Below are 21,638 nucleotides of genomic sequence, written 5' to 3'. Positions count from 1 at the left end.
GGCCTGTCAGACCATGCCCGAAATGAGTCGACTCTGTGGCGAGAGGACGACTCACGCCGCCCTTACCTGTGTGAGGAAGCCTGCGACCGCTCCGCGCAGGGCCCCCGCCTGACGCGACAGATCGCTCGCGGCGGTGAGCACCTGATCCGAACCGAGGCTCGCAGTCGCGGCAGCGGCATCGACCCCCGCGACATGGCCCGAGACGGCGCGGGTGTCCTGCGAGGTCTGCGCGGTGGTACGGGCGATCTCGGCGGTGGCGGCGCCCTGCTCCTCGACCATGGCGGCGATGTCCGAGCCGATCCGGGCGAGGTCGCGGACCACGGTCGCGATGCCGCCGATGGAGCGCACCGAGGCCGCCGTCGCCCCCGTGATCTCCGCGACCTTGACCGAGATGTCGTCGGTGGCGCGGGTGGTCTGGGCGGCGAGTTCCTTCACCTCCGCCGCGACCACCGCGAACCCCCTGCCCGCCTCGCCCGCGCGGGCGGCCTCGATGGTGGCGTTCAGGGCCAGCAGGTTGGTCTGCGCGGCGACGCTGGAGATCATCCCGACGATCTCGCCGATGCTGGCGGCGGCCTCCGCGAGGCGGCGCACCTCCGCCGCCGCGCCGTCCGCGTCGCGCTGGGCGGTGGCGGCGAGGTTGGCCGAGGCGCCGACCTGCGAGGCGATCTCGTGCACCGACACCGACAGTTCCTCCGTCGCGGCGGCGACCGCATCGGCCGAACCCGCCGCCGAGGCCGAGGCGCTGGCGACCGCGCGGCTCAGCCCGGTCGTGTCGCGGGCGGCCTTGGCCATGCCCAGCGCCGAGGATTCGAGTTGGCTCGCCGAGGCCGAGACCGCCTCCACGATGCTGCCGACCTGTCCCTCGAAATCGTCGGCGAGGAGCTTGGCCGTCTCGCGCTGGGCGGCGGCGTGTTCCAGGGCCATCCGCTCCTGCGCCGCCCGTGCGGTGCGGCGCTCCGCGACGCTCTCGCGGAAGGCGAAAGCCGCGCCGGTGATCGCCTGCAACTCGCGCGGGCCGCCAGCCGGCAGCACCACCGCATCGCCCTCGCCCTCGCCCCGGCCGATGACGGTGAGGGCATGCGCGAGGCGGGTGAGCGGGCGGCTGATCGCGGTGCCGAGGGCCACGGCGATGCCGGCCGAGGCCGCGAGCAGCGCGAGCGCCCCGCCGATCCAGAGCCACAGCAGCCGCTCCGCATCGGCGCGCAGGGACCGCGCCTGCCCGATCAGTTCGCCGGTCAGCTGGTCCTCGACACCCTTCAGCGCGTCGATGCGCTGCGTCGCGAGCTTGAACCAGCCCGGCGCGTCGCGGAAGGCCGGGGTTTCGCCCGGAGCGAGGGAGAGAAGGGATTCGCGCAGCCGCGCGACCTCGCGGGAGGGGCCGCTTCCCTCGGCCGCGTCGAGGGCGCCGGCCTGCGTCGGCGCGGCGGCGGAGCGGAACAGCTTTGTGTAGCTCGCCTGATCTGCCGCGAGGGTCGCGAGCCGGCGTAGGGCCGCGAGGTCGTACTGGCCGGAGGCGAACACGGCTGACGCGGCGGCGCGCTCCTGGCCGGCGGCCTCCTTCATCATCAGGAACGCTGCGTAGGATTGGGCGCGGGCCGCGATCGAGGCCTCGTCCATGGCGCCGCCCATGGCGCGGACGAGGCCGAGGCCCGAGCCGATCATGCCGGTATAATAGACGGCGGCTTGCGGCGCTGGGATCGACAGGGCATCGATCGCCTTGCGCTGCGCGGCGAGGCCGCCGAGCCTGTCCGCGAAATCCTTGGCGCTGGCGGCGGGTGTCCCGCCCATCGCCGCGAAGCCCCCCGTCAAGACCGCTTCCCGCAGGCCGCCGAGCGCCGCGTCGGTGCGGACCCGCTGCGCCGCCATTTCCTGGCCGAACTGCGTGCCCTTGGCCGCCAGGAACAGGCTGGAGGCGCCCCGTTCCCGCTGTGCCTCGTGGACGAAGGCGCTGATCCGCGAGGAGAGGCCGACGTAATCCTCGACCTGCACCATCTCGGCACGCCGTTCCCACTGATGGGAGATCGAGACCCCGGCGGCCCCCGCGAAGGCAAGGCACGGCGCCAGCGCGACGGCCAGGATGCGGGAATGGAGCGTCGCGAGGAACATCATAACTCAGCCAGGGATAGTGTTCGTTTGTCCAATACTCGACAAGCTTGATAAAATTATCGTTTCCGATGCGGAGCTTATGTGGAGGCAAATTGCTTGATTAAGCAGCAGGGCGAAGAGATTCTGCATCGCCGGTGTGCAAATCGCCCCAAGCTTTCAATGCGCAAATGACAGGTTGCAGCGAGCGGCCGCGCTCGGTGAGGCTATACTCAACCTTGGGAGGTACTTGGGCGTACACCTTCCGCGCGATCAGCCCGTCCGCCTCCATTTCCCGGAGCTGGTTCGTCAGCATCCGCTGGGTGACGCTCGTCAGCCGGCGCCGGAGTTCGCTGAACCGCATCGTCCCCTCTAGCAGGTGGTAGAGGATCACGCCCTTCCACTTGCCGTCGATGAGCCGGAGCGTGGCTTCCACGGCGCAGCCGGGGCTGCAATCGCCGCTGTGGTGGCGGGTTCGGGCCATGACGGTATCCTTTTCGACACTAGTGGCCTTTTATGTGCGTACTTGCGCGCCGGGAAGAGCGGCGGCATCACGCGGGCCTCGATACGAGGAGGTCGCGATGCGCGCCGTCGGATACCGGAAGTCCCTGCTGATCACCCAGGACGAGGCGCTAATCGACCTCGACCTGCCGGAGCCCGAGCCGGGACCGCGCGACCTGCTGGTGAAGGTCGAGGCGATCTCGGTGAACCCGGTGGACACCAAGGTCCGGCGCCGGGCCGAGCCGGAGGCCGGCGGCGCCAAGGTGCTCGGATGGGACGCCGCCGGCACCGTCGTCGCGACCGGCGCGGAGGTGACGGAATTCGCGGCCGGCGACGCGGTGTTCTATGCCGGCGATCTCGGCCGACCGGGGACCAATTCCGAGTTTCACTGCGTCGATGCCCGGATCGTCGGGCGCAAGCCGACGAGCCTCGATTGGGCGCAGGCCGCCGCCCTGCCGCTCACGGCGATCACCGCCTGGGAGACCCTGTTCGACCGGCTCGACACGGGCAGGCCCGTGCCCGGCGCGGCCCATGCGCTGCTCATCGTCGGCGGGGCGGGCGGAGTCGGGTCCATCGCGATCCAGCTCGCCCGGCAGCTCACCGACCTGACGGTGATCGCCACCGCCTCGCGGCCGGAGACGGCGCAATGGTGCCGGGATCTCGGGGCGCACCATGTCGTGGACCACGGCAAGCCGCTGGCCGCCGAGGTGGCGGCCCTCGGGATCGGCGCGCCGGGCCTCGTCTTCTCGACCACCAACACCGACCTGCATCTCACCGAGATCGCCGGACTGATCGCGCCGCAGGGGCGCTTCGCCCTGATCGACGATCCCGAGAGCCTGGATATCTCGGTGCTGAAGCGGAAGAGCCTGTCCCTGCACTGGGAGTTCATGTTCACCCGCTCGATGTTCGCCACCGCCGACATCGCCGAGCAGGGGCGGCTCCTGAACGAGGTCGCGCGGCTCGTGGACGAGGGACGCCTGCGCACCACCCTGGGTGAGCATTACGGGCGCATCGATGCGGACAACCTCCGGCGGGCCCACGCCCTGATCGAATCCGGCCGGGCCAAGGGCAAGATCGTGCTCGAAGGCTTTTCGGATTAGGCCGGGGCCTTACAGGCGCAGCACCCGCCCCGCCGCCGCGACGCCGACCAGCAGCACCGCGACCGTCATGAAGGCGGTCGGCAGGCTCGTCCCCTGGGCGACGAAGCCGATCAGCGCCGGGCCGGCGAGCACCCCGGCATAGCCGAAGGTGGTCACGGCCGGCACGGCGACGCTCGGGGGCATCGCCGTCTGGCGTCCGGCGGCGGTGAACAGCACGGGCACGATGTTGGCGCAGCCCGCCCCGACCAGGGCGTAGCCGGCCAGCGCCGCCTCCCAGGCCGGGACGAGGACCGTGAGGGCGAGGCCGGCGGCGGCGCAGAGCCCGCCGAGGACGAGGACGCGCCTCCGCCCGAGCCATGCGACGATCCCGTCCCCCGCGAGACGGCCGGCCGTCATCGTCACCGAGAAGGCAGCGTAGCCGAGCGTCGCCCGCGCGGCATCGACGCCTCTGTCCTGCGACAGGAACACGGCGCTCCAATCGAGCACCGATCCCTCCGTGAGGAAGGTGATGCAGCACAGGATGCCGATGACGAGGACGATCCCGCGCGGAAGGGCGAAGGCGGGGCCGCCCGCCGTGGCGGCCCGCGCCAGGATGCCGGGCCAGGAGGCTGCGAACATCACGGCGATGGCGGCGACCGCGAGCAGGGTCGTGGTGCCGATCCCGAGCCCGGCGAAGAGCAAAGCCCCCGCCGCCAGCGCTCCGACGAGGCTGCCGAGGCTGTAGAGCCCGTGGAAGCCCGACATCATCGGGCGTCCCCTCGCCTTCTCCACCGCGACGGCCTGGAGATTCATGGCGCAATCGACCGCACCCATCCCCGCGCCGAACAGGAGCAGGCAGGGCGCGAACAGCCACGCCGAATCGGCGTTCGCGAGGATCGGCAGCGGCAGCGCGATCGCGCCCGTGCCGAAGAGCACCACCGGCCGCAGGCCGAACCGCGCCGCCGCCCCGCCCGCGAGGGGCATCGCCGCGATGGAGCCGATGCCGAGGCAGAGCAGCAGGAGGCCGAGTTGCGCCTCGCTCAAACCGGCCTGCGCCTTCACATGCGGGACCAGCGGCGCCCAGGCGGCGGTGCCGAGGCCGACGATGAGGAACAGGAGGCGGGTGGACCACGCGCCGTCGCGGGTCAGGGTGGCGCGCGGCTCGGTCGCGGCGAGAATCTGCATCGGCAGGTGTCGGCAATCGGGTGGCGGAGCCATACCTCTGGGGCGGCCCGCGCTTGGCCGCAAGGCAGGCCGGCGCCAGCCTGCCCTGCGCGGGGCCGGTTGCCCGCGTACTCATTTCGTTCTAGCAAGCTGACGCGGGGGCGGGTCCGCGAATGGACCGTCGCACCTTGCCATCGGCCAGCGGGGATCGACATGAGCCGGTGCCGCGGCCGGTTCACCGGACGCCTCCCCATCCGCGTCGACGCCTCGAAAGACCGCCGCCCTCATGGCCAGAGCCCGTGCCGGAGCCCAGAAGCAGGCCGCCGAACCCGCGAGCCCCCGTCCCGCCGCCGGCAAGGCCGGCGCCAAGGTGACAGCCAAAGTGACGGATAAGTCGACGGTGAAGGCCACCGCGAAGGCGCCTCCGCGCGCCGCGGCCAAGGCCGAAGCGTCCATCGATGCCAAGCTGGAGAAGCTGTTCGATTCGGCCGGCCCGGCGGCGCGGGACCAGCGCGTCATCTCCGTGCGCGGCGCCCGCGAGCACAATCTGAAGAACGTCGACCTGACGATCCCCCGCGACCGGCTGGTGGTGTTCACCGGCCTCTCGGGCTCGGGCAAGTCGTCGCTCGCCTTCGACACGATCTACGCCGAGGGGCAGCGCCGCTACGTCGAATCGCTCTCGGCCTATGCCCGCCAGTTCCTGGAGATGATGTCGAAGCCCGATGTCGATCAGATCGACGGGCTCTCGCCGGCCATTTCCATCGAGCAGAAGACCACCTCGAAGAACCCGCGCTCGACGGTGGGCACCGTCACCGAGATCTACGATTACATGCGCCTGCTCTGGGCGCGGGTCGGCATCCCCTATTCGCCGGCTACCGGCCTGCCCATCGAGAGCCAGACCGTCCAGCAGATGGTCGACCGGGTGCTGACCCTGCCGGAGAAGACGCGGCTCTACCTGCTCGCCCCCGTGGTGCGCGGCCGGAAGGGCGAGTACCGCAAGGAGATCGCCGAGTTCCAGAAGAAGGGCTTCCAGCGCCTGCGGATCGACGGCGAGTTCTACGCCATCGACGACGCGCCCAAGCTCGACAAGAAGCTGAAGCACGACATCGACGTGGTGGTGGACCGCATCGTCGTGCGTGACGACATCGCCTCGCGGCTGGCCGATTCCTTTGAGACCGCCCTCGACCTCGCCGACGGCATCGCCGAGATCGTCTACGCCGACGTGGCCGAGGGGGAGGAGGCGCAGTCCATCACCTTCTCGTCGCGCTTCGCCTGCCCGGTCTCCGGCTTCACCATCGCCGAGATCGAGCCGCGGCTTTTCTCGTTCAACAACCCGTTCGGCGCCTGCCCGACCTGCGGCGGCATCGGCCACGAGATGCGGATCGACGCCGAACTGGTCATCTCCGATCCGGCCTTGAGCCTGAAGCGCGGGGCGGTGGCGCCCTGGGCGAAATCGACCTCGCCGTATTACGGGCAGACGCTCGATGCCCTTTCCGCCCATTTCGGCTTCGAGACCAGTACCCCCTGGGGCAAGCTGAGGGACGCCGACCGCGCCGTGGTGCTATACGGGTCCGGCCGCGAGGCGATCCGCTTCTATTACGACGATGGCCTGCGCCGGTATTCGGTCAACAAGCCCTTCGAGGGCGTGATCCCGAACCTGGAGCGCCGCTACAAGGAGAGCGATTCCGACGCCGTGCGCGAGGAGATCGGCCGCTTCATGAGCGAGACGCCCTGCGCCGCCTGCCTCGGCAAGCGCCTCAAGCCCGAGGCGCTGGCGGTGAAGGTCGCGATGCACGACATCGGCGACGTCACTGACCTGTCGGTCAGCAAGGCGCACCAATGGTTCGCCGACCTGCCGGAGAAGCTGACGGCCAAGCAGAACGAGATCGCGGTCCGCATCCTCAAGGAGATCCGCGACCGCTTGAGCTTCCTGATGGATGTCGGCCTGGAATACCTGACGCTGGCGCGCGGCTCCGGTTCGCTGTCCGGCGGCGAGAGCCAGCGCATCCGCCTCGCGAGCCAGATCGGCTCCGGCCTGACCGGCGTTCTCTACGTGCTCGACGAGCCCTCCATCGGCCTGCACCAGCGGGACAACGAGCGTCTGCTCGGCACGCTGAAGCGCCTGCGCGACCTCGGCAACTCGGTGATCGTCGTGGAGCACGACGAGGACGCCATTCTCCAGGCCGATTACGTGGTCGATGTCGGCCCCGGCGCGGGCATCCACGGCGGCGAGATCATCGCCCAGGGCACGCCCGCCGAGGTGCTGGCGAACCCCGCCTCGCTCACCGCCAAGTACCTGACCGGCGAGATGGCGGTGCGGATGCCGACCGCACGGCGGAAGGGCCGCAAGGGTACGCTTCAGGTGTTCGGTGCGCGCGGCAACAACTTGAAGGACGTGGACATCGCGATTCCGCTGGGCACCTTCACCTGCGTGACGGGGGTGTCCGGCGGCGGCAAGTCGACCCTCGTGATCGACACGCTCTACAAGGCGGTGGCCAAGAAGCTGAACGGGGCGGTGGAGCACCCGGCGCCCTACGACCGGATCGAGGGGCTGGAGCACCTCGACAAGGTCATCGACATCGACCAGTCGCCGATCGGGCGCACCCCGCGCTCGAACCCCGCCACCTATATCGGCGCCTTCACGCCGATCCGCGATTGGTTCGCCGGCCTGCCCGAGGCCAAGGCGCGGGGCTACCAGCCGGGCCGCTTCTCCTTCAACGTTAAGGGCGGGCGCTGCGAGGCCTGCTCCGGCGACGGTGTCATCAAGATCGAGATGCACTTCCTGCCGGACGTCTACGTCACCTGTGACGTCTGCAAGGGCAAGCGCTACGACCGCGAGACGCTCGAGGTGAAGTACCGCGAGAAATCGATCGCCGACATCCTCGACATGACGGTCGAGGAAGCGGCGGAGCTGTTCAAGGCGGTGCCCTCGATCCGCGACAAGATGGAGACGCTGAAGCGCGTCGGCCTGCATTACGTCCGCGTCGGCCAGCAGGCGACCACCCTGTCGGGCGGCGAGGCGCAGCGGGTGAAGCTGTCGAAGGAGCTGTCCAAGCGCGCCACGGGCCGCACTTTGTACATTCTGGACGAGCCCACGACTGGGCTACACTTCCACGATGTCGCCAAGCTCATGGAAGTACTGCACGAGCTGGTCGACCAGGGAAATACTGTCGTCGTCATCGAGCATAATCTCGAAGTCATCAAGACGGCCGATTGGGTCATCGACATGGGGCCGGAGGGTGGCGACGGCGGCGGCGAGGTCGTCGCCGTGGGCGTGCCGGAAACGATCGCCGCCTCACCCGCGAGTCACACCGGGCGCTTCCTGCGCGAGGTTCTGGAACGCCGCGCGGCCAAGCCCGCGCCTCGACGCAAGGCTGCCGGCTGAGCGGATCGGCAATTTTTGCCGCTTCCGTAGGCGAAGCGCCTGACGACGCGCCATGATTCGGCCCCGGCATCGGGCGTTTCGGGCTTAGGCAATCCAAAAAGATGCCCCGGCTACGGGTGTCCGGGGCTCGCGGCGCCGCTGGATCGGGGCGCGGCGTTTGCCGGTTCGTCCCGTCTCGGACCGGGACAACAGCTTGACCATTCAACGATATTTTTCCGAACGCGCCGTTTTGACCATGTGTTGCAACGCGGCAAAAATGCGACTTTTGCGCAACGGTTCGGCTCGACGTGCCAAACCGGCAAGCATTGCTCTGTCTTTCCGAGGTCCTTTGTAGAATAGTCCCAGACGTTGAGACGGGGCGGCTCCGTGGGGGCGCTCGGCATTGAAACGAACGGCGACCGCATAGGCGGAGACGACCGGCACGGTAATGCCGAAAGCGGGACGGAAGCCAGAGACCTTGGGAAGGACCGATATAATGATGAAGAACTGGCTCGCGGCCGGCGCGGTCGCGCTCACGGTCGGAATGACGTCTACGATCGCTCACGCGCAGAGCACCACCGTTCCGGGTGAGCAGGTCGGCCTCGCGGTCGGCGCGCCGCTTCCCGAGGGCGTGTACGCGATCAACACCTTCACCTACCGCCGCACCGACGGCCGGAACGACGCCGATACGGCCGTCAACATCCCGGTCCTCGTGTGGTCGACCCCGCTGGTTCCGTTCGGCGGCCGCATCGAGCTCCTCGTGGCTCCCCCGACCGTGTTCGCCTTCACCCGCAACCCGGCTGGCCAGGCCAACAAGGACATCTCGATCAACGTCGGTACGTTCATCGGCGGCATCTGGGCGTTCGACCTCGGCGGCAACTTCGGCGTCAGCTTGCTCGGCGGTGTCTACCTGAACGAGCTCGATGGTGACCGTGGCTCGCTCTACGCTGGCCAGTTCAACGCTGCCGGCCGTCCGATCGGCACCCCGATCCTGCCGCAGCTCTCCTCCAACACCTACCGCTTCGGCGTCGCCGGCAGCTACACGGGTGACGGCTGGAACATCACCGCCAACCTGACGGCCAACATCTACGACTCGCCCGGCCGCTTCGGTGGTCCGGTCGGCGCCGCCATCGGCCCGATCCGCCTCTCGGACGCCCTGAACTTCGACCTCACGGCCACGAAGACCTTCGGCAACTTCGAGATCGGCGCCGTCGGTTACGGCACCTACAACTTCGACATCAGCCCGTTCAGCGCGGCGGCCGGCAACCGCGGCCGCTTCGCCCTCGGCGGTCTCGTCGGCTACGACTTCAAGGTGTTCAAGGTCCAGGCCTACGTCGCCCGCGACGTCGTGACCGGCGCCACGATCCCCGGTACGGCCACCGCGTTCCGCGCCGGCCGCTCCGACTACTCGACCGACGGCTGGATCCGCTTCATCATCCCGCTGTACAGCCCGGCCGCCGCTTCGCCGGTCCCGGCCCCGCTCGTCCGCAAGTACTGAGATCGGTCCCGGTTGCGGCGCTCCGCGCGCCGCATCCTCCGCTCTCGCAGACGCCCGGTCTCCTCATGGAGGCCGGGCGTTCGTCGTTTCGGCGACCCAGACCTGCCGCCGCACCGGGTGTCGGGCGGCTTCGGATCGCCTAGTTAGATATCCTTCAGGAATCACGCGGGTGGCCGATACGGCGCCCGCCGGCTGTGCGAGGCCAAGGGACGCCGACCATGCAGGGCGAACGCAAGATCCCGGTTCAGGTTCAGCCGAAGGCCGCCGATTACACCTACGACCTCGACCGTGCCATCGGCGCCGTGGTGTCCCTGTCGAGCCGGGTGCCGGAGGACGGCTTCACCGCGGAGACGCTGGGCACCGAGCGCGCGGGCAACGCCGTGGTGATCGGTGAGGACGGGCTCGTCCTCACCGTCGGCTATCTCGTCATGGAGGCAGAGAGCGTGTGGCTGACCACCCGCGAGGGCCGGTCCGTGCCGGGCCATGTCCTCGGCTTCGATGCGGCGACGGGCTTCGGCCTTGTCCAGGCCCTGGGCGACCTCGGCACCCCCGTCCTGCGTCTCGGCCGCTCGGCCTCCCTCAAGATCGGCGACCGGGCGGTGCTGGCGGGCGGGGGCGGGCGCTCTCATTGTGTCGCCGTCGAGGTGATCGCCCGCCAGGAATTCGCGGGCTACTGGGAATACGTCCTCGACGAGGCGCTGTTCACCGCGCCCTCGCACCCCCATTGGGGAGGCACGGCGCTGATCGGGCCGAAGGGCGACCTCCTCGGCATCGGCTCGCTGCAATTGCAGCAAGGTGGCAGCGCGGCGGGCCGCGCGATCAACATGGTCGTGCCCATCGATCTGCTGCCGCCGATCCTCGACGATCTCCGCATGCGCGGCCGCGTCGACGGGGCGCCCCGCCCCTGGCTCGGCCTCTATGCCACCGAGAGCGAGGACGGCATCGTCATCATGGGCCTCGCCGATGGCGGGCCCGCCGAGGGCGCGGGCTTGCAGGGCGGCGACGTGGTCACGGCAGTGGCGGGCGAGCCGATCTCGGACCTCGCCGCCATGTTCCGCTCGATCTGGGCGCTGGGCGAGGCCGGGGCGCGGATCCCGCTGACGATTCGGCGGGACGGGCGGACGGTCCTGCTCAACATCGTCTCGGGGGATCGTCACGCCTTCCTGCGGACGCCCTCGGTCCATTGAGGGCATCGCAACTCTGCCGCGAAAACGCCTCGACCCTGCAAATTCTACAACCGTAATCTCAGGGTCCGTTCAGGTCGCCGGGCCGATTCTCCCCCTCGAACCGGCGCCTGGGCGTCGGGAGACGATGGAGATTCTCTCATGGCAATCGTGAGCGCCATTCGCAGCAAAGCTGTCGTCAAGCCGGTCCTGCTCGCCGCCGCCCTGGTGGCCGGCGGTCTCGGCTTCGCGGGCTCGGCTCAGGCCGCCGGCGGCTGCGGCCCCGGCTTCCACCCGAACCCCTGGGGCGTCTGCCGCCCGAACTGGGGTTACGGCCCGCGCCCCTATTGGAGACGCCCGGTTCCGGTCTACGGCTATGGCTATGCCCGGCCCCGGCCGATCTACCGGCCCTACGGCTATTACGGGGCCCGCCCGTTCTACTGAGCCGCTTCGCAGTTGCGAATAGTGAAAGGCGTCCCGCTGGCCGGCGGGGCGCCTTTCGCATGTCCGGGGCAGGCCGACGCATGCGCCCACAGAATGAACACCCGGTATGGTTGCCCAGTTCTTAAGCTGGCCATGCCTCAGATGCAGGGCAGATGCTTGACCTTAGCTCTGACGATGCAGCGCAACGGGACTATATGTGCATTGCACCAACAACAGGCAGGGATGCCACTCCGTTCGGCATCGCCTGCCTCATAAGAGGCCAAGAGTACCATGTCTGCCGCTCGCAGCGTTCTGTCCCGTGTCCGCGCCTACCTCCGCTATCGCGATACGGTGTCCCAGCTCTCGCGCCTGTCGGATCGCGACCTTGCCGACCTCGGCATCACCCGCACCGACATCCCGGGCATCGCTCGCTCCTGATCGCGCCGGGCTCAGGCCCGCTTGACGAGGCAAAGGGCCGTCCCCTGTTGATCCGGGGGGCGGCCCTCCGTTATTTTCGGGCATGACGCACACCATCCATATCGTCGGCGGCGGGCTCGCCGGGTCCGAAGCCGCCTGGCAGGTCGCCGAAGCCGGCCACCACGCCGTGATCCACGAGATGCGGCCCGTGCGCCGCACGGAGGCGCATCAGGGCGAGGGGTTGGCGGAGCTCGTCTGCTCTAACTCCTTCCGCTCGGACGACGCGCACGGCAACGCCGTCGGCCTGCTGCATCAGGAGATGCGCAGCCTCGGCTCGCTGATCATGCGGGCGGCCGACGCGCATCAGGTTCCGGCGGGCGGGGCGCTCGCAGTGGACCGCGAGGGCTTCTCCGCCGCCGTCACGGCCGCGCTGGAGGACCACCCCAACGTCACCGTGGTGCGCGAGGAGGTCGCCGGACTTCCGCCGGAGGAATGGGGTCCGTGCATCGTCGCGACCGGCCCCCTCACCGCCCCCGATCTCGCCGAAGGCATCCGCGCCCTCACGGGTGCCGAGTCGCTGGCCTTCTTCGACGCCATCGCGCCCATCGTCCACCGCGAGTCCATCGACATGGACGTCGCGTGGTTCCAGTCGCGCTACGACAAGCCGGGGCCGGGGGGCACCGGCGCCGACTATCTCAACTGCCCGATGGACCGGGAGCAGTACGACGCCTTCATCGCGGCCCTGATCGGCGGCGAAAAGATCGGCTTCAAGCAATGGGAGGGCACGCCCTATTTCGACGGGTGCCTGCCCATCGAGGTGATGGCGGAGCGTGGCCCCGAGACCCTGCGCCACGGGCCGATGAAGCCGGTCGGCCTCACCAATCCCCGCGCCCCGGACCGGAAGCCCTGTGCCATCGTCCAGCTCCGGCAGGACAACGCGCTGGGCACGCTGTACAACATGGTCGGCTTCCAGACGAAGCTGACCTATTCCGAGCAGGTGCGGATCTTCCGCACCATTCCCGGCCTGGAGAAGGCCGAGTTCGCCCGGCTCGGCGGCCTGCACCGCAACACCTATCTCGACAGCCCGCGCCTCCTCGACGCGACCCTGCGCCTGAAGGCACGGCCCGCCTTGCGCTTCGCCGGTCAGATCACCGGCTGCGAGGGCTATGTCGAGAGCGCCGCCGTGGGCCTGATGGCCGGGCGCTTTGCCGTGGCCGACGCGGCGAGCGCGCCGCTCGCTCCCCTGCCGCAGACCACGGCACTGGGCGCGCTCATCGCCCACATCACCGGCGGGCACGTGTCCGCCGAGGAGGGGGGCGGCGGGCCGCGCTCGTTCCAGCCGATGAACGTCAATTTCGGTCTGTTTCCGCCCCTCGAGCGGATGCCGCGCGGCGAGGCCGGGCGCCGCCTGCGCGGGCCGGAGAAGGCCGTCCTGAAGAAGCGCGCCCTCACCGACCGGGCACGGGACGACCTCGCCGCCTGGATGGCCGGTGGCCTGCCGGTCCAGGCGGCGGCCGAGTAGCGAGCGCGTTGCAACGCGGGGTCCTGCTCCGCGTTGTTTCTCCGGCCAGAGCCGGAGTTCCGACCATGCGGATCCGCAAGGTAGCGACCTACGACGGTGTGTGGACGCTCTTCGTCGGCGACCATCTCTGCATCAGCGATCTCAGCGAAGCACAGGCCGACGCCCTCGCCGCCGCCTTCGCCTCCCTCTCCGAACGCGACTGAACCGATCGTCCCTTGCGCTCGATACGGTTTCGATATATCTCAAATTTAGATACATCGAAACTGAGTCGACAACCATGCATCCCTATTTCGACGAACGCGTTCTCTCTCACAGCCGTCACGGCCGTGGTCCCGATCACGGGCCGGGCGGTCATTTCGGGCGCGGCCCCGGCGGGCGGCATGGCCGTGGCGGGCGGGGCGACCTCGCCCGGTTCTTCGCCCATGGCGATCTGCGCCTCGTGATCCTGCACCTGATCGCGGAGAAGCCCCGGCACGGCTACGAGATCATCAAGGCCATCGAGGAGCGGGTCGGCGGCGCCTACAGCCCGAGCCCCGGCACGGTCTACCCGACCCTGACCCTGCTGGAGGAGATGGGCCTCGTCACGGTCAGCCAGGGCGAAGGCACCAAGCGCCTGCACACGATCACGCCGGAGGGCGAGGCGCACCTGTCCGCCAACCGCCACGCGGTGGACGCGATCCTGGCGCGGATGGAGGAGGCGCTCGCCGCCAAGGGCGACGGCCCGCCCCCCTCGGTGATGCGCGCCAAGGAAGGGCTGAAATTCGCCCTGCACATGCGCCTGTCGCGCGGTCCCCTCGACGACGATCAGGCGGCGGCGATCACCAAGGCGCTGGAAGAGGCGACGCTGGCCATCGAGCGCGCCTGACCCGTCGCGGCCCTAGCCTTCCTCGCGCCTCGCCCGGCGCATCTCCTCCCAGCGGGCGAGGCGGTCGGCGAGGCGGGTCTCGTAGCCCCGCTCGGTCGGCGCGTAGAGATGCTGCCGGCCGAGCGCCTCGGGCCAGTAATCCTGGCCCGAGAAGGCGTCGGGCTCGTCGTGGTCGTAGCGGTAGCCCTCGCCGTAGCCGACCTTCTTCATCAGCTTGGTCGGCGCGTTGAGGATCACCCGCGGCGGCGGCAGGGAACCGGCCTCCGTCGCGAGGCGCGTCGCCGCCTTATAGGCCGTGTAGACCGCGTTCGATTTCGGCGCGCAGGCGAGATAGATCGCCGCCTGGGCCAGGGCCAGCTCGCCCTCGGGGCTGCCGAGAAAGTCGAACGCGTCCTTGGCCGCGTTGGCGATCACCAGGGCCTGCGGGTCGGCGAGGCCGATATCCTCCACCGCCATGCGCACGAGCCGCCGGGCGATGAACAGCCGGTCCTCGCCCGCGTCGAGCATCCGGCACAGGTAGTAGAGGGCCGCATCGGGGTCCGAACCGCGCACCGTCTTGTGGAGCGCGGAAATCAGGTTGTAGTGCCCTTCCTGCGCCTTGTCGTAGACCGGCGCGCGCCGCTGCACGATCCGCTGCAGCGCTTCGGCGTCGAAGGTCTCGCCCGGCGCCGCCGAGCGCCAGACCTCCTCGGCCAATGTCAGCGCCGCGCGGCCATCGCCATCCGCCATGCGGACGAGAACCCCCCTCGCCTCCTCCGTCAGCGGCAGGGCTTGTCCCGTCAGGTCTTCGGCCCGTGCCAGCAGCCTCGCGATCGCCCCCGGATCGAGGGCGCGGAACAGCAGGACGCGGGCGCGGGAGAGGAGCGCCGCGTTCAACTCGAAGGACGGGTTCTCGGTGGTGGCGCCGATCAGCGTGACGGTGCCGTCCTCCATCACCGGCAGGAAGGCATCGAGCTGGGCGCGGTTGAAGCGGTGGATCTCATCCACGAAGAGCAGGGTCGCCTGTCCCTGCGCCCGCCGCTTGCGGGCGGCCTCGAACACCTTGCGCAGGTCCGGCACGCCCGAGAAGATCGCCGAGATCTGCTCGAAATGCAGGTCGGTGGCGGAGGCGAGAAGCCGCGCCACCGTGGTCTTGCCCGTGCCCGGCGGCCCCCAGAAGATCAGCGAACCGAGGTTGCGCCCGCGCAGCAGGCGGGTGAGCGCGCCGCCCTCCCCGGTCAGGTGCTCCTGGCCGACGACCTCGTCGAGGGAGCGCGGTCGCAGCCTGTCGGCGAGAGGTCGGTTGGTCCCGCTGTCGTGAGCAAGCTCGGCGGGGGCGGGCTCGGAGGATCCGAACAGATCTGGCATCCCGGCATCAACACCGCCCGCCCCGGCCGATGCAAGCGCCCGCCGGGAATCCTCAACCGCTGAAGATCGAGGTCATCACCTCGCCGTTGCGGTTGATGACGATCTCCCAGGAGCCCGGCATGGCGCGGGTGACCCGGTCGAGATCCTTGGTCGTGGCGATCGGCATGCCGTTCACCGCGACCACCACGTCGCCCTTCTGAAGCCCGGCGCGGGCGGCGAAGGAGCCCTCGTCGACGGATTCGACGGCGACGCCGTCGACCGTGAAATCGACCTGAAGGTCTTCCGCGACGGCGGGCGAGGTGTTCACGAAGCTCGCCCCGAGGAAGGGCGAGCGGGTGCGCACCTTCAGCGAATCGCGCGGGCGCGTTTCCGGCGCCGGGGTAAGCTTCACGTTCACCGTCTGGCGGGTCGTGCCACGCAGGATGCCGAGCTTCGTCTGGCCGGTGATTCCCTTCAAGGCGTAACGGTAGCCGAACGCCTCGGGGTCATCGACCACCTGGCCATCCACCGAGAGGATCAGGTCGCCGCGCTTCAACCCCGCCTCCTCCGCCGGGCTCTTGGGCTGGAGGCTCGCCACCAGCACGCCGGTCGGATGGTCGAGGCCCATGCTGTCGGCGATGTCGGGCGAGACGCTCTGGATCCGCGCGCCGAGCCAGGGCCGGTGCACCACCGTCAGCCCGTCCTTGGCGGCCATGACCACGGCCTTGACCATGCTGACGGGGATGGCGAACCCGATCCCGTGGCTTCCGCCGGATTGCGAGTAGATCGCCGTATTGATGCCGACCAATTGGCCCTGGAGGTTGACGAGCGCGCCACCGGAATTGCCCGGATTGATCGCGGCATCGGTCTGGATGAAGTACTGGTAGTCGGCCGAGCCGACCTGCGTGCGCGCCAGCGCCGAGACGATGCCCTGCGTCACCGTCTGGCCGACGCCGAAGGGATTACCGATCGCCATCACGAAGTCGCCGACCTCGAGCTTGTCGGCATCGCCGAACGGCATCGGATTCAGGCCGCCCGGCGGCTCCTTGATGCGCAGGACCGCGAGGTCGGTGCGGCTGTCGCGCAGGACGATGGACGCCTCGAACTCCCGCCTGTCGGACAGGGCGACGCGCACCTCGTTCATGTTGTCGATGACGTGGGCGTTGGTGATGACGAGCCCCGAGCCGTCCACCAGCACGCCCGAGCCGAGGGATTTCTGCGCCCGGTCGCCCCGGGGGCCGCGCCCGCCATCCGGTTCGCCGAAGAAGCGGCGCATGAACTCTTCCATCGCGCTGGTGCGCGCGTTGGAGCGCTTGTCGACGTGCGAGGCGTAGACGTTCACCACCGAGGGGGCCGCCCGCTTTACCACCGGCGCGAAGGACAATTGCACTTCGCCCCGGCTCAGCGGCACCTGTTTGCCCGCGCTGTCCTGCGGCTCGGTCCGCGCCATCTGCGCGGAGGCGGTGCCGCCGAGGATCACGGCGAAGAGCACGGCGAGGGGCAGGCGGGTCGTCATACAGGGCTCCGAATGCGGGCGCCCCCGCCGGCCGAACCGAGCGGGAGCCTTTGCATGGAGCCTATCGGAGCCGATTAAGGCAGGCGCGCGACACCTTCGCCGAAGCGCCCGTCTTTCCCTCACTCAGCGGCGACCTTGCGCTTGGCGCGGGAGCCGGCAACGGCCTGGGCCGCGATGGCCTGCGCCACCGCCGCCTGCGCGCCGCGCTGCGCCGAGGGCACGCGGTGCATCTTGCCGAGGCCGAGGGCCCGGGCGAGCTCCGAGCGACGCTCGGAATACGAGGGCGAGGTCATCGGATAGCTGGCGTCGAGGCCCCACTTGGCGCGGTATTCGTCGGGGGTCAGACCGTGCATCGCGAGGTGGCGGCGCAGGGTCTTGTAGGGCTTGCCGTCCTCGAACGAGATCAGGAAGTCCTTCGTGATCGACCGCTCGATCTCCTGTTGAGTCAGCCTCGGCGGAAGCTCGATCGGCCGCCGCTTGCTCTCGATGTCCCACATCACCCTGTAAACGTTGGTCAGCACCTCGGGAAGGTCCGAAGGCTGAATGTGGTTGTTGCTGACATAAGCCGTGACGACTTCAGCGGTCAGCGACAGAAGGCGATCATCGAACGTAGAAGACATCGACCCAATCCATGTTGCGGGAGAATGACCTGAAAAGCTCCATGGATGAGCGTATACCGCGCTCAAGCGATTAGCACAATTCACAGTCGCGCTATTTCGACGTTGCAACTCAAAAATTTGACGTCTTGGATGTCACTTCGGCGCGAGACATGCCCTGATCTGCGTATTGGATCGATGGTATCATGTTGTTTTTTCGGTAATGCTAAAACAGCACAGATGATATAGCATTTGAATTGAATGCTAGCTTGCTTTCGTGAGCCGTTATGTACCAATGGCCGAAAAAAGTTTTACAAATTGCTAGGTTGTCGTGCTTTGCGGTGCCGAAGCCGTGATCGCGTTGACAGGACGGACCAACCCACGCGAACAAGGCGGCATGTCGCAGAAGCCCCACCCTTCGCTTTCATCGGGCGAGCGCCTCGCCCTCGTCGGCATCGTCGCCGTGACGCTCATGACCGTGCTGGTCGGTGCCCTGGCACCGGGCGGTCACGGCTCCGGCCCGCGCAAGGTGGCGGACGATCCGACCTGCGTCGAATGGACGGACGGCTGCCAGGTCTGCAAGCGCTGGCCGGACAATGTGGCCTGCTCCCTGCCGGGCATCGCCTGCGAGCCCGGTGTCGAGCGGTGCCTGATCCGCAACGACGGGTGAGCACGGCGTCGCCGGTTCTGCGATTCGCGCCGAGCCCGAACGGTCGGCTGCATCTCGGCCACGCCTATTCGGCCCTGCTCAATGAAAAGATCGCGACCGATCTCGGTGGGATCTGCCGGTTGCGCATCGAGGATATCGACCCGGCGCGCTCGAAGCCCGCATTCACCGAGGCGATCCTGGCCGATCTCGCGTGGCTCGGTCTCTCTTATCCCGAGCCGGTGCGTCGCCAATCGGCGCATATGAGCGAATTTCGTTCAGCGCGGGATCGACTCATTGCGGCGGGCTGGGCCTATCCCTGCTTTTGCTCGCGGAGCGACATCCGTGCGCGCGCCGTGGCCTCCGATCCGGACGGCGCACCGCTCTATCCCGGCACGTGTCGCGACCTGCACCCGAGGGAGGCCTCCGCCCGATGCGAGGCCGGTGAACCGCATACGTGGCGGCTCGCCCTTTCGCGCAGCCTCCCCTCCGCATCGAAGGAAGGCCCCCTCGGCTTCGTGACGTTCGATGAAAGCGGCGAGCGCTGGCTGCCGGCCGATCCTTCACCCTGGGGCGACGCCGTGATCGCCCGTCGCGACGTGCCGACGAGCTACCACCTCGCCGTCGTGCACGACGATGCGCTGGAGGGCATCACCCACGTGGTGCGTGGCGCGGATCTGGAAGCGGCGACGGCGCTTCATGTCCTGCTGCAACGGCTGCTCGGCTTACCGACCCCGCACTATCGGCATCACGCGCTGATCCAGGATGAGGAGGGGCGCAAGCTCGCCAAGTCGCGGGGGTCGCCGAGCCTCGCATCGCTGCGCGAGGCCGGGGTGAGCGCGGAGGAAATCCGCGCGCGGCTCGGCTTCGCCTGAGGCGCCTTACCGGATCGCCGCGTCGCGCTGGGCCAGCGCCGTGGCGCTCTTGGCCTTCTGCATCGTCGCCTCGATTTGCTCGCGCTGGCGGCGGAAGTCGGCGAGGAGCCGGCCATCCAGTTCGCGCCCGCGCGGCACTCGGATCTTCATCGGATCCACGAAATGGCCGTTGATGATCACTTCGTAATGGAGGTGGGCGCCCGTCGAGAGGCCGGTCGAGCCGACATAGCCGATGATCTGGCCCTGGCGGACGCGCACGCCTTCGGTGATGCCGCGACCGAACCGCGACATGTGATTGTAGGTCGTGACGTAGCCGTTGATGTGCTGCAACTCGACGCGCCGTCCGTAGCCGGAGGTCATCTCGGCACGGATCACGAGGCCGTTGCCGGCGGCCATGATCGGCGTGCCGATCGGGTTGGACCAGTCGACACCGGTATGCAGCTTGGCGTAGCCGAGGACGGGGTGGCGGCGATAGCCGAAGCCCGAGCGCATGATGCCGTCCGCGATGGGCTTGCGCAGGAGGAACTTCTTCAACGACCGGCCCTGCTCGTCGAGATAGTCGATCGAGCCGTCATCGGGCGATTGGAAGCGGAACACCTTGCGCGTTTCGCCGCCCAGCGTGAGCGCAGCATAGAGCAGGTCCGGCCGGTCGGCGCCGGAGTTCTCCTCGTCGTAGGTATAGAAGACGTCGAGCCCGTCGCCGCTCTGGACGCGTCGCTGGAAATCGAGGTCGTAGCTGAAGACCCGCACGATATCCTCGACGGTGGTGCGCGGAATGTCGTGCCGGCCCGCCGTCTCGTACAAGCTCTGGTAGAGGCGCGGCCCGGAGCCCGAATCCTCGTCCTCCTCGTCGGTCGCCTCGGCCTGGGGCTGAGGCTTCTGCCCGGTCAAGTCCTCGGTCGGGGGGGCGACGGAGACGAAGGTGCCGCGGTCGTTGATCGCGGCGATGCCCTCGATGCCGGTTTCGCCGTAGAGCACCACGCGGGTCACCTGCCGCGCATTGCTCGGGTTGGCGCCGGGCGCGATCTGCACGCGCATCTGCTGGCCTTCGGACAGGGCGGCCGTCTTCGTCTTTCCGCCGAGCGCCGCGACGATCCCCCGGATCTGCTCGTCATTGGCGAAGCCCGTGTTCTTGAGGGTCGCTTCGAGCGTCTCGCCCTTGGCCAGGGCGAGATCGCGTTCCTCGACCAGGGGCGGTTCGTTGGGTTTCAGGTCCGTCTTCGCGAGCTTGGAGACGTTCTCGGGGACGACGAGCACTTCGATCGCCTTGAACGGATTGTTCTCCTTGGGCGCTCCGTCGAGGGCACCGGCCGCCTGCTGCAAGGTGCGAGACAGCATGATCTGCGGCGCGATCGGAATGGTCGTGCGCCGTCCGGCTTCTGCCGCGAGGCGACGCTCCTCCTCGACCTGCGCGATCACGTCGTCATCGCTGAGGGCCGGCGCGGCGGGATCGACCGCGAGTCCGACGAGGTCGCGCTTCACCACGGTCACCTCCGCGCCGGGCGAGTCGTTGCCGGCGTCGGCGGCGCGTTCCTGGGGCTCGTCCGAGGAGAACTTCATCGGGTCGAATCGCGGCAGGTCGGACGCGTAGGTGCCCACTGTTAGAGAGAGCGGCGTCGTGATCCGCACGAAGGGCTTGGCCTTGATAATCTCGCGGTCGCCGAGCCGCACCGTCACCGGGGCGCGGAAGCTCTGACGCGCGGAGGCCACCATCGGGTTGCGCACCAGCCGGTCGCCCTTGTGCGCGACGTTGGCGCTGCCCTCGTTCGGCTGAAGGCGCGGCAAGACGCTCGGCTGGTCGGGAATCGCCGCGTAGGACAGATCGCCCTGTATGGAGACGTGGAGCGCGGCGGCGATCAATGCCGCCCCGGTGAGGCCGGTGAGAGAGCTGGCGCAGAGCCAGCGCAGGTTCACCGTGCGCCGGTCGACCTGCGTCGCCTCGGATCCGAACAGATCGAGGGGGGCCGGGCCGCCCTGTGCGACGGGCAGCGCGCCGTCGATCCTGTATCGCTCGCGCTTCACTCGCTGGTCCTGCAGAACGTTCACCGTCGGCGCGGTCGCGGCGGTCTGGGATGGCGGCCGGCATTGGCCGGCGGGTAGCCCTCGATAGAGGAACCATGTCGGAGGACAGGTTGTCGAGATTGAGGCGCAGGCCGCGCGTATCGTCTCCCACCAAATGCACGCCGGTTCCAAGGAAGGGCGAGATTTTTTCGGGTCCGGCGATTTTTGCGATTGACGGGCGGGGGAGCGGTCCGTATACCCCTGCTCATCGGCGCCGGCCGCGGAAGCGGACCGGTTGACGACGCACCTTCTGAACATCGCGGCAGAGTTGGCCGGCGAACGCCGGACGCACTGCTGTTTTTGTCCTTTAGGTGTGAGGTCGTCCGGCCAAGCCGGCGATCCTGCTCTTTGACATTGTGATATTGAGGAAGGGAGACGCGGACGGCGTTTTCGGTTGTCCTTGCGGATCTGGCGTAATGCTGGATCGTGAGAGACGAGACGCTGATCTGTTGGATCTCCTTTTGAGCTCACCGGACCTTTCGCTGTGAAGCGATTGCGTTCGATGTGAGGCTCCGTCTGAGATTTATACGTGATCAGCTG

At 68.7% G+C, this 21,638-nt stretch carries 19 protein-coding genes; 11 read left to right on the top strand and 8 right to left on the bottom strand.

The features are described from left to right. Positions 1 to 51: 51 nt before the first annotated feature. Together ACS5Q7_RS22945 and ACS5Q7_RS22940 are read right to left on the bottom strand one after the other, a co-directional pair. On the bottom strand, positions 52 to 2,109 hold the full coding sequence (locus ACS5Q7_RS22945; protein ID WP_478341579.1) for a methyl-accepting chemotaxis protein: 2,058 nt from the start codon (positions 2,107 to 2,109) through the stop codon (positions 52 to 54). Between the two features lie 97 nt (positions 2,110 to 2,206). Further along, a complete protein-coding gene (locus ACS5Q7_RS22940) occupies positions 2,207 to 2,566 on the bottom strand; it encodes a winged helix-turn-helix transcriptional regulator (RefSeq protein WP_478341578.1) in 360 nt (119 codons plus the stop codon). A gap of 97 nt (positions 2,567 to 2,663) precedes the next feature. Between ACS5Q7_RS22940 and ACS5Q7_RS22935 the strand changes: the two genes are divergently transcribed. Continuing rightward, entirely contained in the window at positions 2,664 to 3,683 is a 1,020-nt protein-coding gene (locus ACS5Q7_RS22935; protein WP_478341577.1) for a zinc-binding alcohol dehydrogenase family protein, read from the top strand. A 9-nt stretch (positions 3,684 to 3,692) separates the two neighbouring features. Here the strand turns inward: ACS5Q7_RS22935 and ACS5Q7_RS22930 are convergent, their stop codons facing one another. Then, positions 3,693 to 4,847, bottom strand: coding sequence for an MFS transporter (locus tag ACS5Q7_RS22930; protein WP_478341576.1), 1,155 nt, complete (start codon positions 4,845 to 4,847; stop codon positions 3,693 to 3,695). Positions 4,848 to 5,112: 265 nt separating this feature from the next. Between ACS5Q7_RS22930 and uvrA the strand changes: the two genes are divergently transcribed. After that, the gene (gene uvrA, locus ACS5Q7_RS22925; RefSeq protein WP_478341575.1) at positions 5,113 to 8,211 is read left to right on the top strand and encodes an excinuclease ABC subunit UvrA; all 3,099 of its coding nucleotides are present in this window, start codon (positions 5,113 to 5,115) and stop codon (positions 8,209 to 8,211) included. 201 nt (positions 8,212 to 8,412) lie between these two features. On the opposite strand, the gene ACS5Q7_RS22920 is transcribed toward uvrA, so the two are convergent. After that, positions 8,413 to 8,727, bottom strand: coding sequence for a hypothetical protein (locus ACS5Q7_RS22920; RefSeq protein ID WP_478341619.1), 315 nt, complete (start codon positions 8,725 to 8,727; stop codon positions 8,413 to 8,415). Between ACS5Q7_RS22920 and ACS5Q7_RS22915 the strand changes: the two genes are divergently transcribed. The 7 genes from ACS5Q7_RS22915 to ACS5Q7_RS22885 all read left to right on the top strand — a co-directional run bounded on the left by ACS5Q7_RS22915 (position 8,687) and on the right by ACS5Q7_RS22885 (position 14,078). Next, on the top strand, positions 8,687 to 9,688 hold the full coding sequence (locus ACS5Q7_RS22915; protein ID WP_478341574.1) for a transporter family protein: 1,002 nt from the start codon (positions 8,687 to 8,689) through the stop codon (positions 9,686 to 9,688). The genes ACS5Q7_RS22920 and ACS5Q7_RS22915 overlap by 41 nt on opposite strands. Positions 9,689 to 9,906: 218 nt before the next feature. Beyond that, the gene (locus tag ACS5Q7_RS22910; RefSeq protein ID WP_478341573.1) at positions 9,907 to 10,875 is read left to right on the top strand and encodes a S1C family serine protease; all 969 of its coding nucleotides are present in this window, start codon (positions 9,907 to 9,909) and stop codon (positions 10,873 to 10,875) included. A gap of 138 nt (positions 10,876 to 11,013) precedes the next feature. Then, complete coding sequence (locus ACS5Q7_RS22905; RefSeq protein WP_478341572.1) at positions 11,014 to 11,295, top strand: GCG_CRPN prefix-to-repeats domain-containing protein; 282 nt, start codon at positions 11,014 to 11,016, stop codon at positions 11,293 to 11,295. A gap of 270 nt (positions 11,296 to 11,565) precedes the next feature. Then, complete coding sequence (locus ACS5Q7_RS22900; RefSeq protein WP_478341571.1) at positions 11,566 to 11,712, top strand: DUF1127 domain-containing protein; 147 nt, start codon at positions 11,566 to 11,568, stop codon at positions 11,710 to 11,712. Positions 11,713 to 11,794: 82 nt separating this feature from the next. Continuing rightward, a complete protein-coding gene (trmFO, locus tag ACS5Q7_RS22895) occupies positions 11,795 to 13,213 on the top strand; it encodes a methylenetetrahydrofolate--tRNA-(uracil(54)-C(5))-methyltransferase (FADH(2)-oxidizing) TrmFO (protein WP_478341570.1) in 1,419 nt (472 codons plus the stop codon). Between the two features lie 65 nt (positions 13,214 to 13,278). Then, positions 13,279 to 13,416 carry a hypothetical protein gene (locus tag ACS5Q7_RS22890; protein WP_478341569.1) on the top strand — a complete coding sequence of 46 codons (138 nt, stop codon included), beginning with the start codon at positions 13,279 to 13,281 and terminating at the stop codon, positions 13,414 to 13,416. Between the two features lie 74 nt (positions 13,417 to 13,490). Continuing rightward, positions 13,491 to 14,078, top strand: a complete 588-nt coding sequence (locus ACS5Q7_RS22885; RefSeq protein ID WP_478341568.1) for a PadR family transcriptional regulator — start codon at positions 13,491 to 13,493, stop codon at positions 14,076 to 14,078. Positions 14,079 to 14,090: 12 nt separating this feature from the next. Here ACS5Q7_RS22885 and ACS5Q7_RS22880 read toward each other — a convergent pair whose 3' ends face one another. The 3 genes from ACS5Q7_RS22880 to ACS5Q7_RS22870 form a co-directional block, all read right to left on the bottom strand. Next, positions 14,091 to 15,425, bottom strand: a complete 1,335-nt coding sequence (locus ACS5Q7_RS22880; RefSeq protein WP_478341567.1) for a replication-associated recombination protein A — start codon at positions 15,423 to 15,425, stop codon at positions 14,091 to 14,093. A 52-nt stretch (positions 15,426 to 15,477) separates the two neighbouring features. Further along, positions 15,478 to 16,920 (bottom strand): Do family serine endopeptidase, encoded by a 1,443-nt coding sequence (locus tag ACS5Q7_RS22875; RefSeq protein ID WP_478341566.1) that lies wholly within the window; start codon positions 16,918 to 16,920, stop codon positions 15,478 to 15,480. A gap of 119 nt (positions 16,921 to 17,039) precedes the next feature. Then, positions 17,040 to 17,540, bottom strand: a complete 501-nt coding sequence (locus ACS5Q7_RS22870; protein ID WP_478341565.1) for a Ros/MucR family transcriptional regulator — start codon at positions 17,538 to 17,540, stop codon at positions 17,040 to 17,042. 373 nt (positions 17,541 to 17,913) lie between these two features. Between ACS5Q7_RS22870 and ACS5Q7_RS22865 the strand changes: the two genes are divergently transcribed. After that, positions 17,914 to 18,186 carry a hypothetical protein gene (locus ACS5Q7_RS22865; protein ID WP_478341564.1) on the top strand — a complete coding sequence of 91 codons (273 nt, stop codon included), beginning with the start codon at positions 17,914 to 17,916 and terminating at the stop codon, positions 18,184 to 18,186. Next, entirely contained in the window at positions 18,183 to 19,037 is an 855-nt protein-coding gene (gene gluQRS, locus ACS5Q7_RS22860) for a tRNA glutamyl-Q(34) synthetase GluQRS (RefSeq protein ID WP_478341563.1), read from the top strand. Before ACS5Q7_RS22865 ends, gluQRS begins: the two co-directional genes overlap by 4 nt. Positions 19,038 to 19,043: 6 nt before the next feature. On the opposite strand, the gene ACS5Q7_RS22855 is transcribed toward gluQRS, so the two are convergent. Continuing rightward, positions 19,044 to 21,059 carry a M23 family metallopeptidase gene (locus tag ACS5Q7_RS22855; protein ID WP_478341562.1) on the bottom strand — a complete coding sequence of 672 codons (2,016 nt, stop codon included), beginning with the start codon at positions 21,057 to 21,059 and terminating at the stop codon, positions 19,044 to 19,046. Between the last annotated feature and the right edge of the window lie 579 nt (positions 21,060 to 21,638).

The sequence above is a fragment of the Methylobacterium sp. Gmos3 genome, from assembly GCF_056430985.1.
Note: the sequence above shows the minus strand (reverse complement) of the source record. Positions and strands in the feature narration are given on the sequence as shown.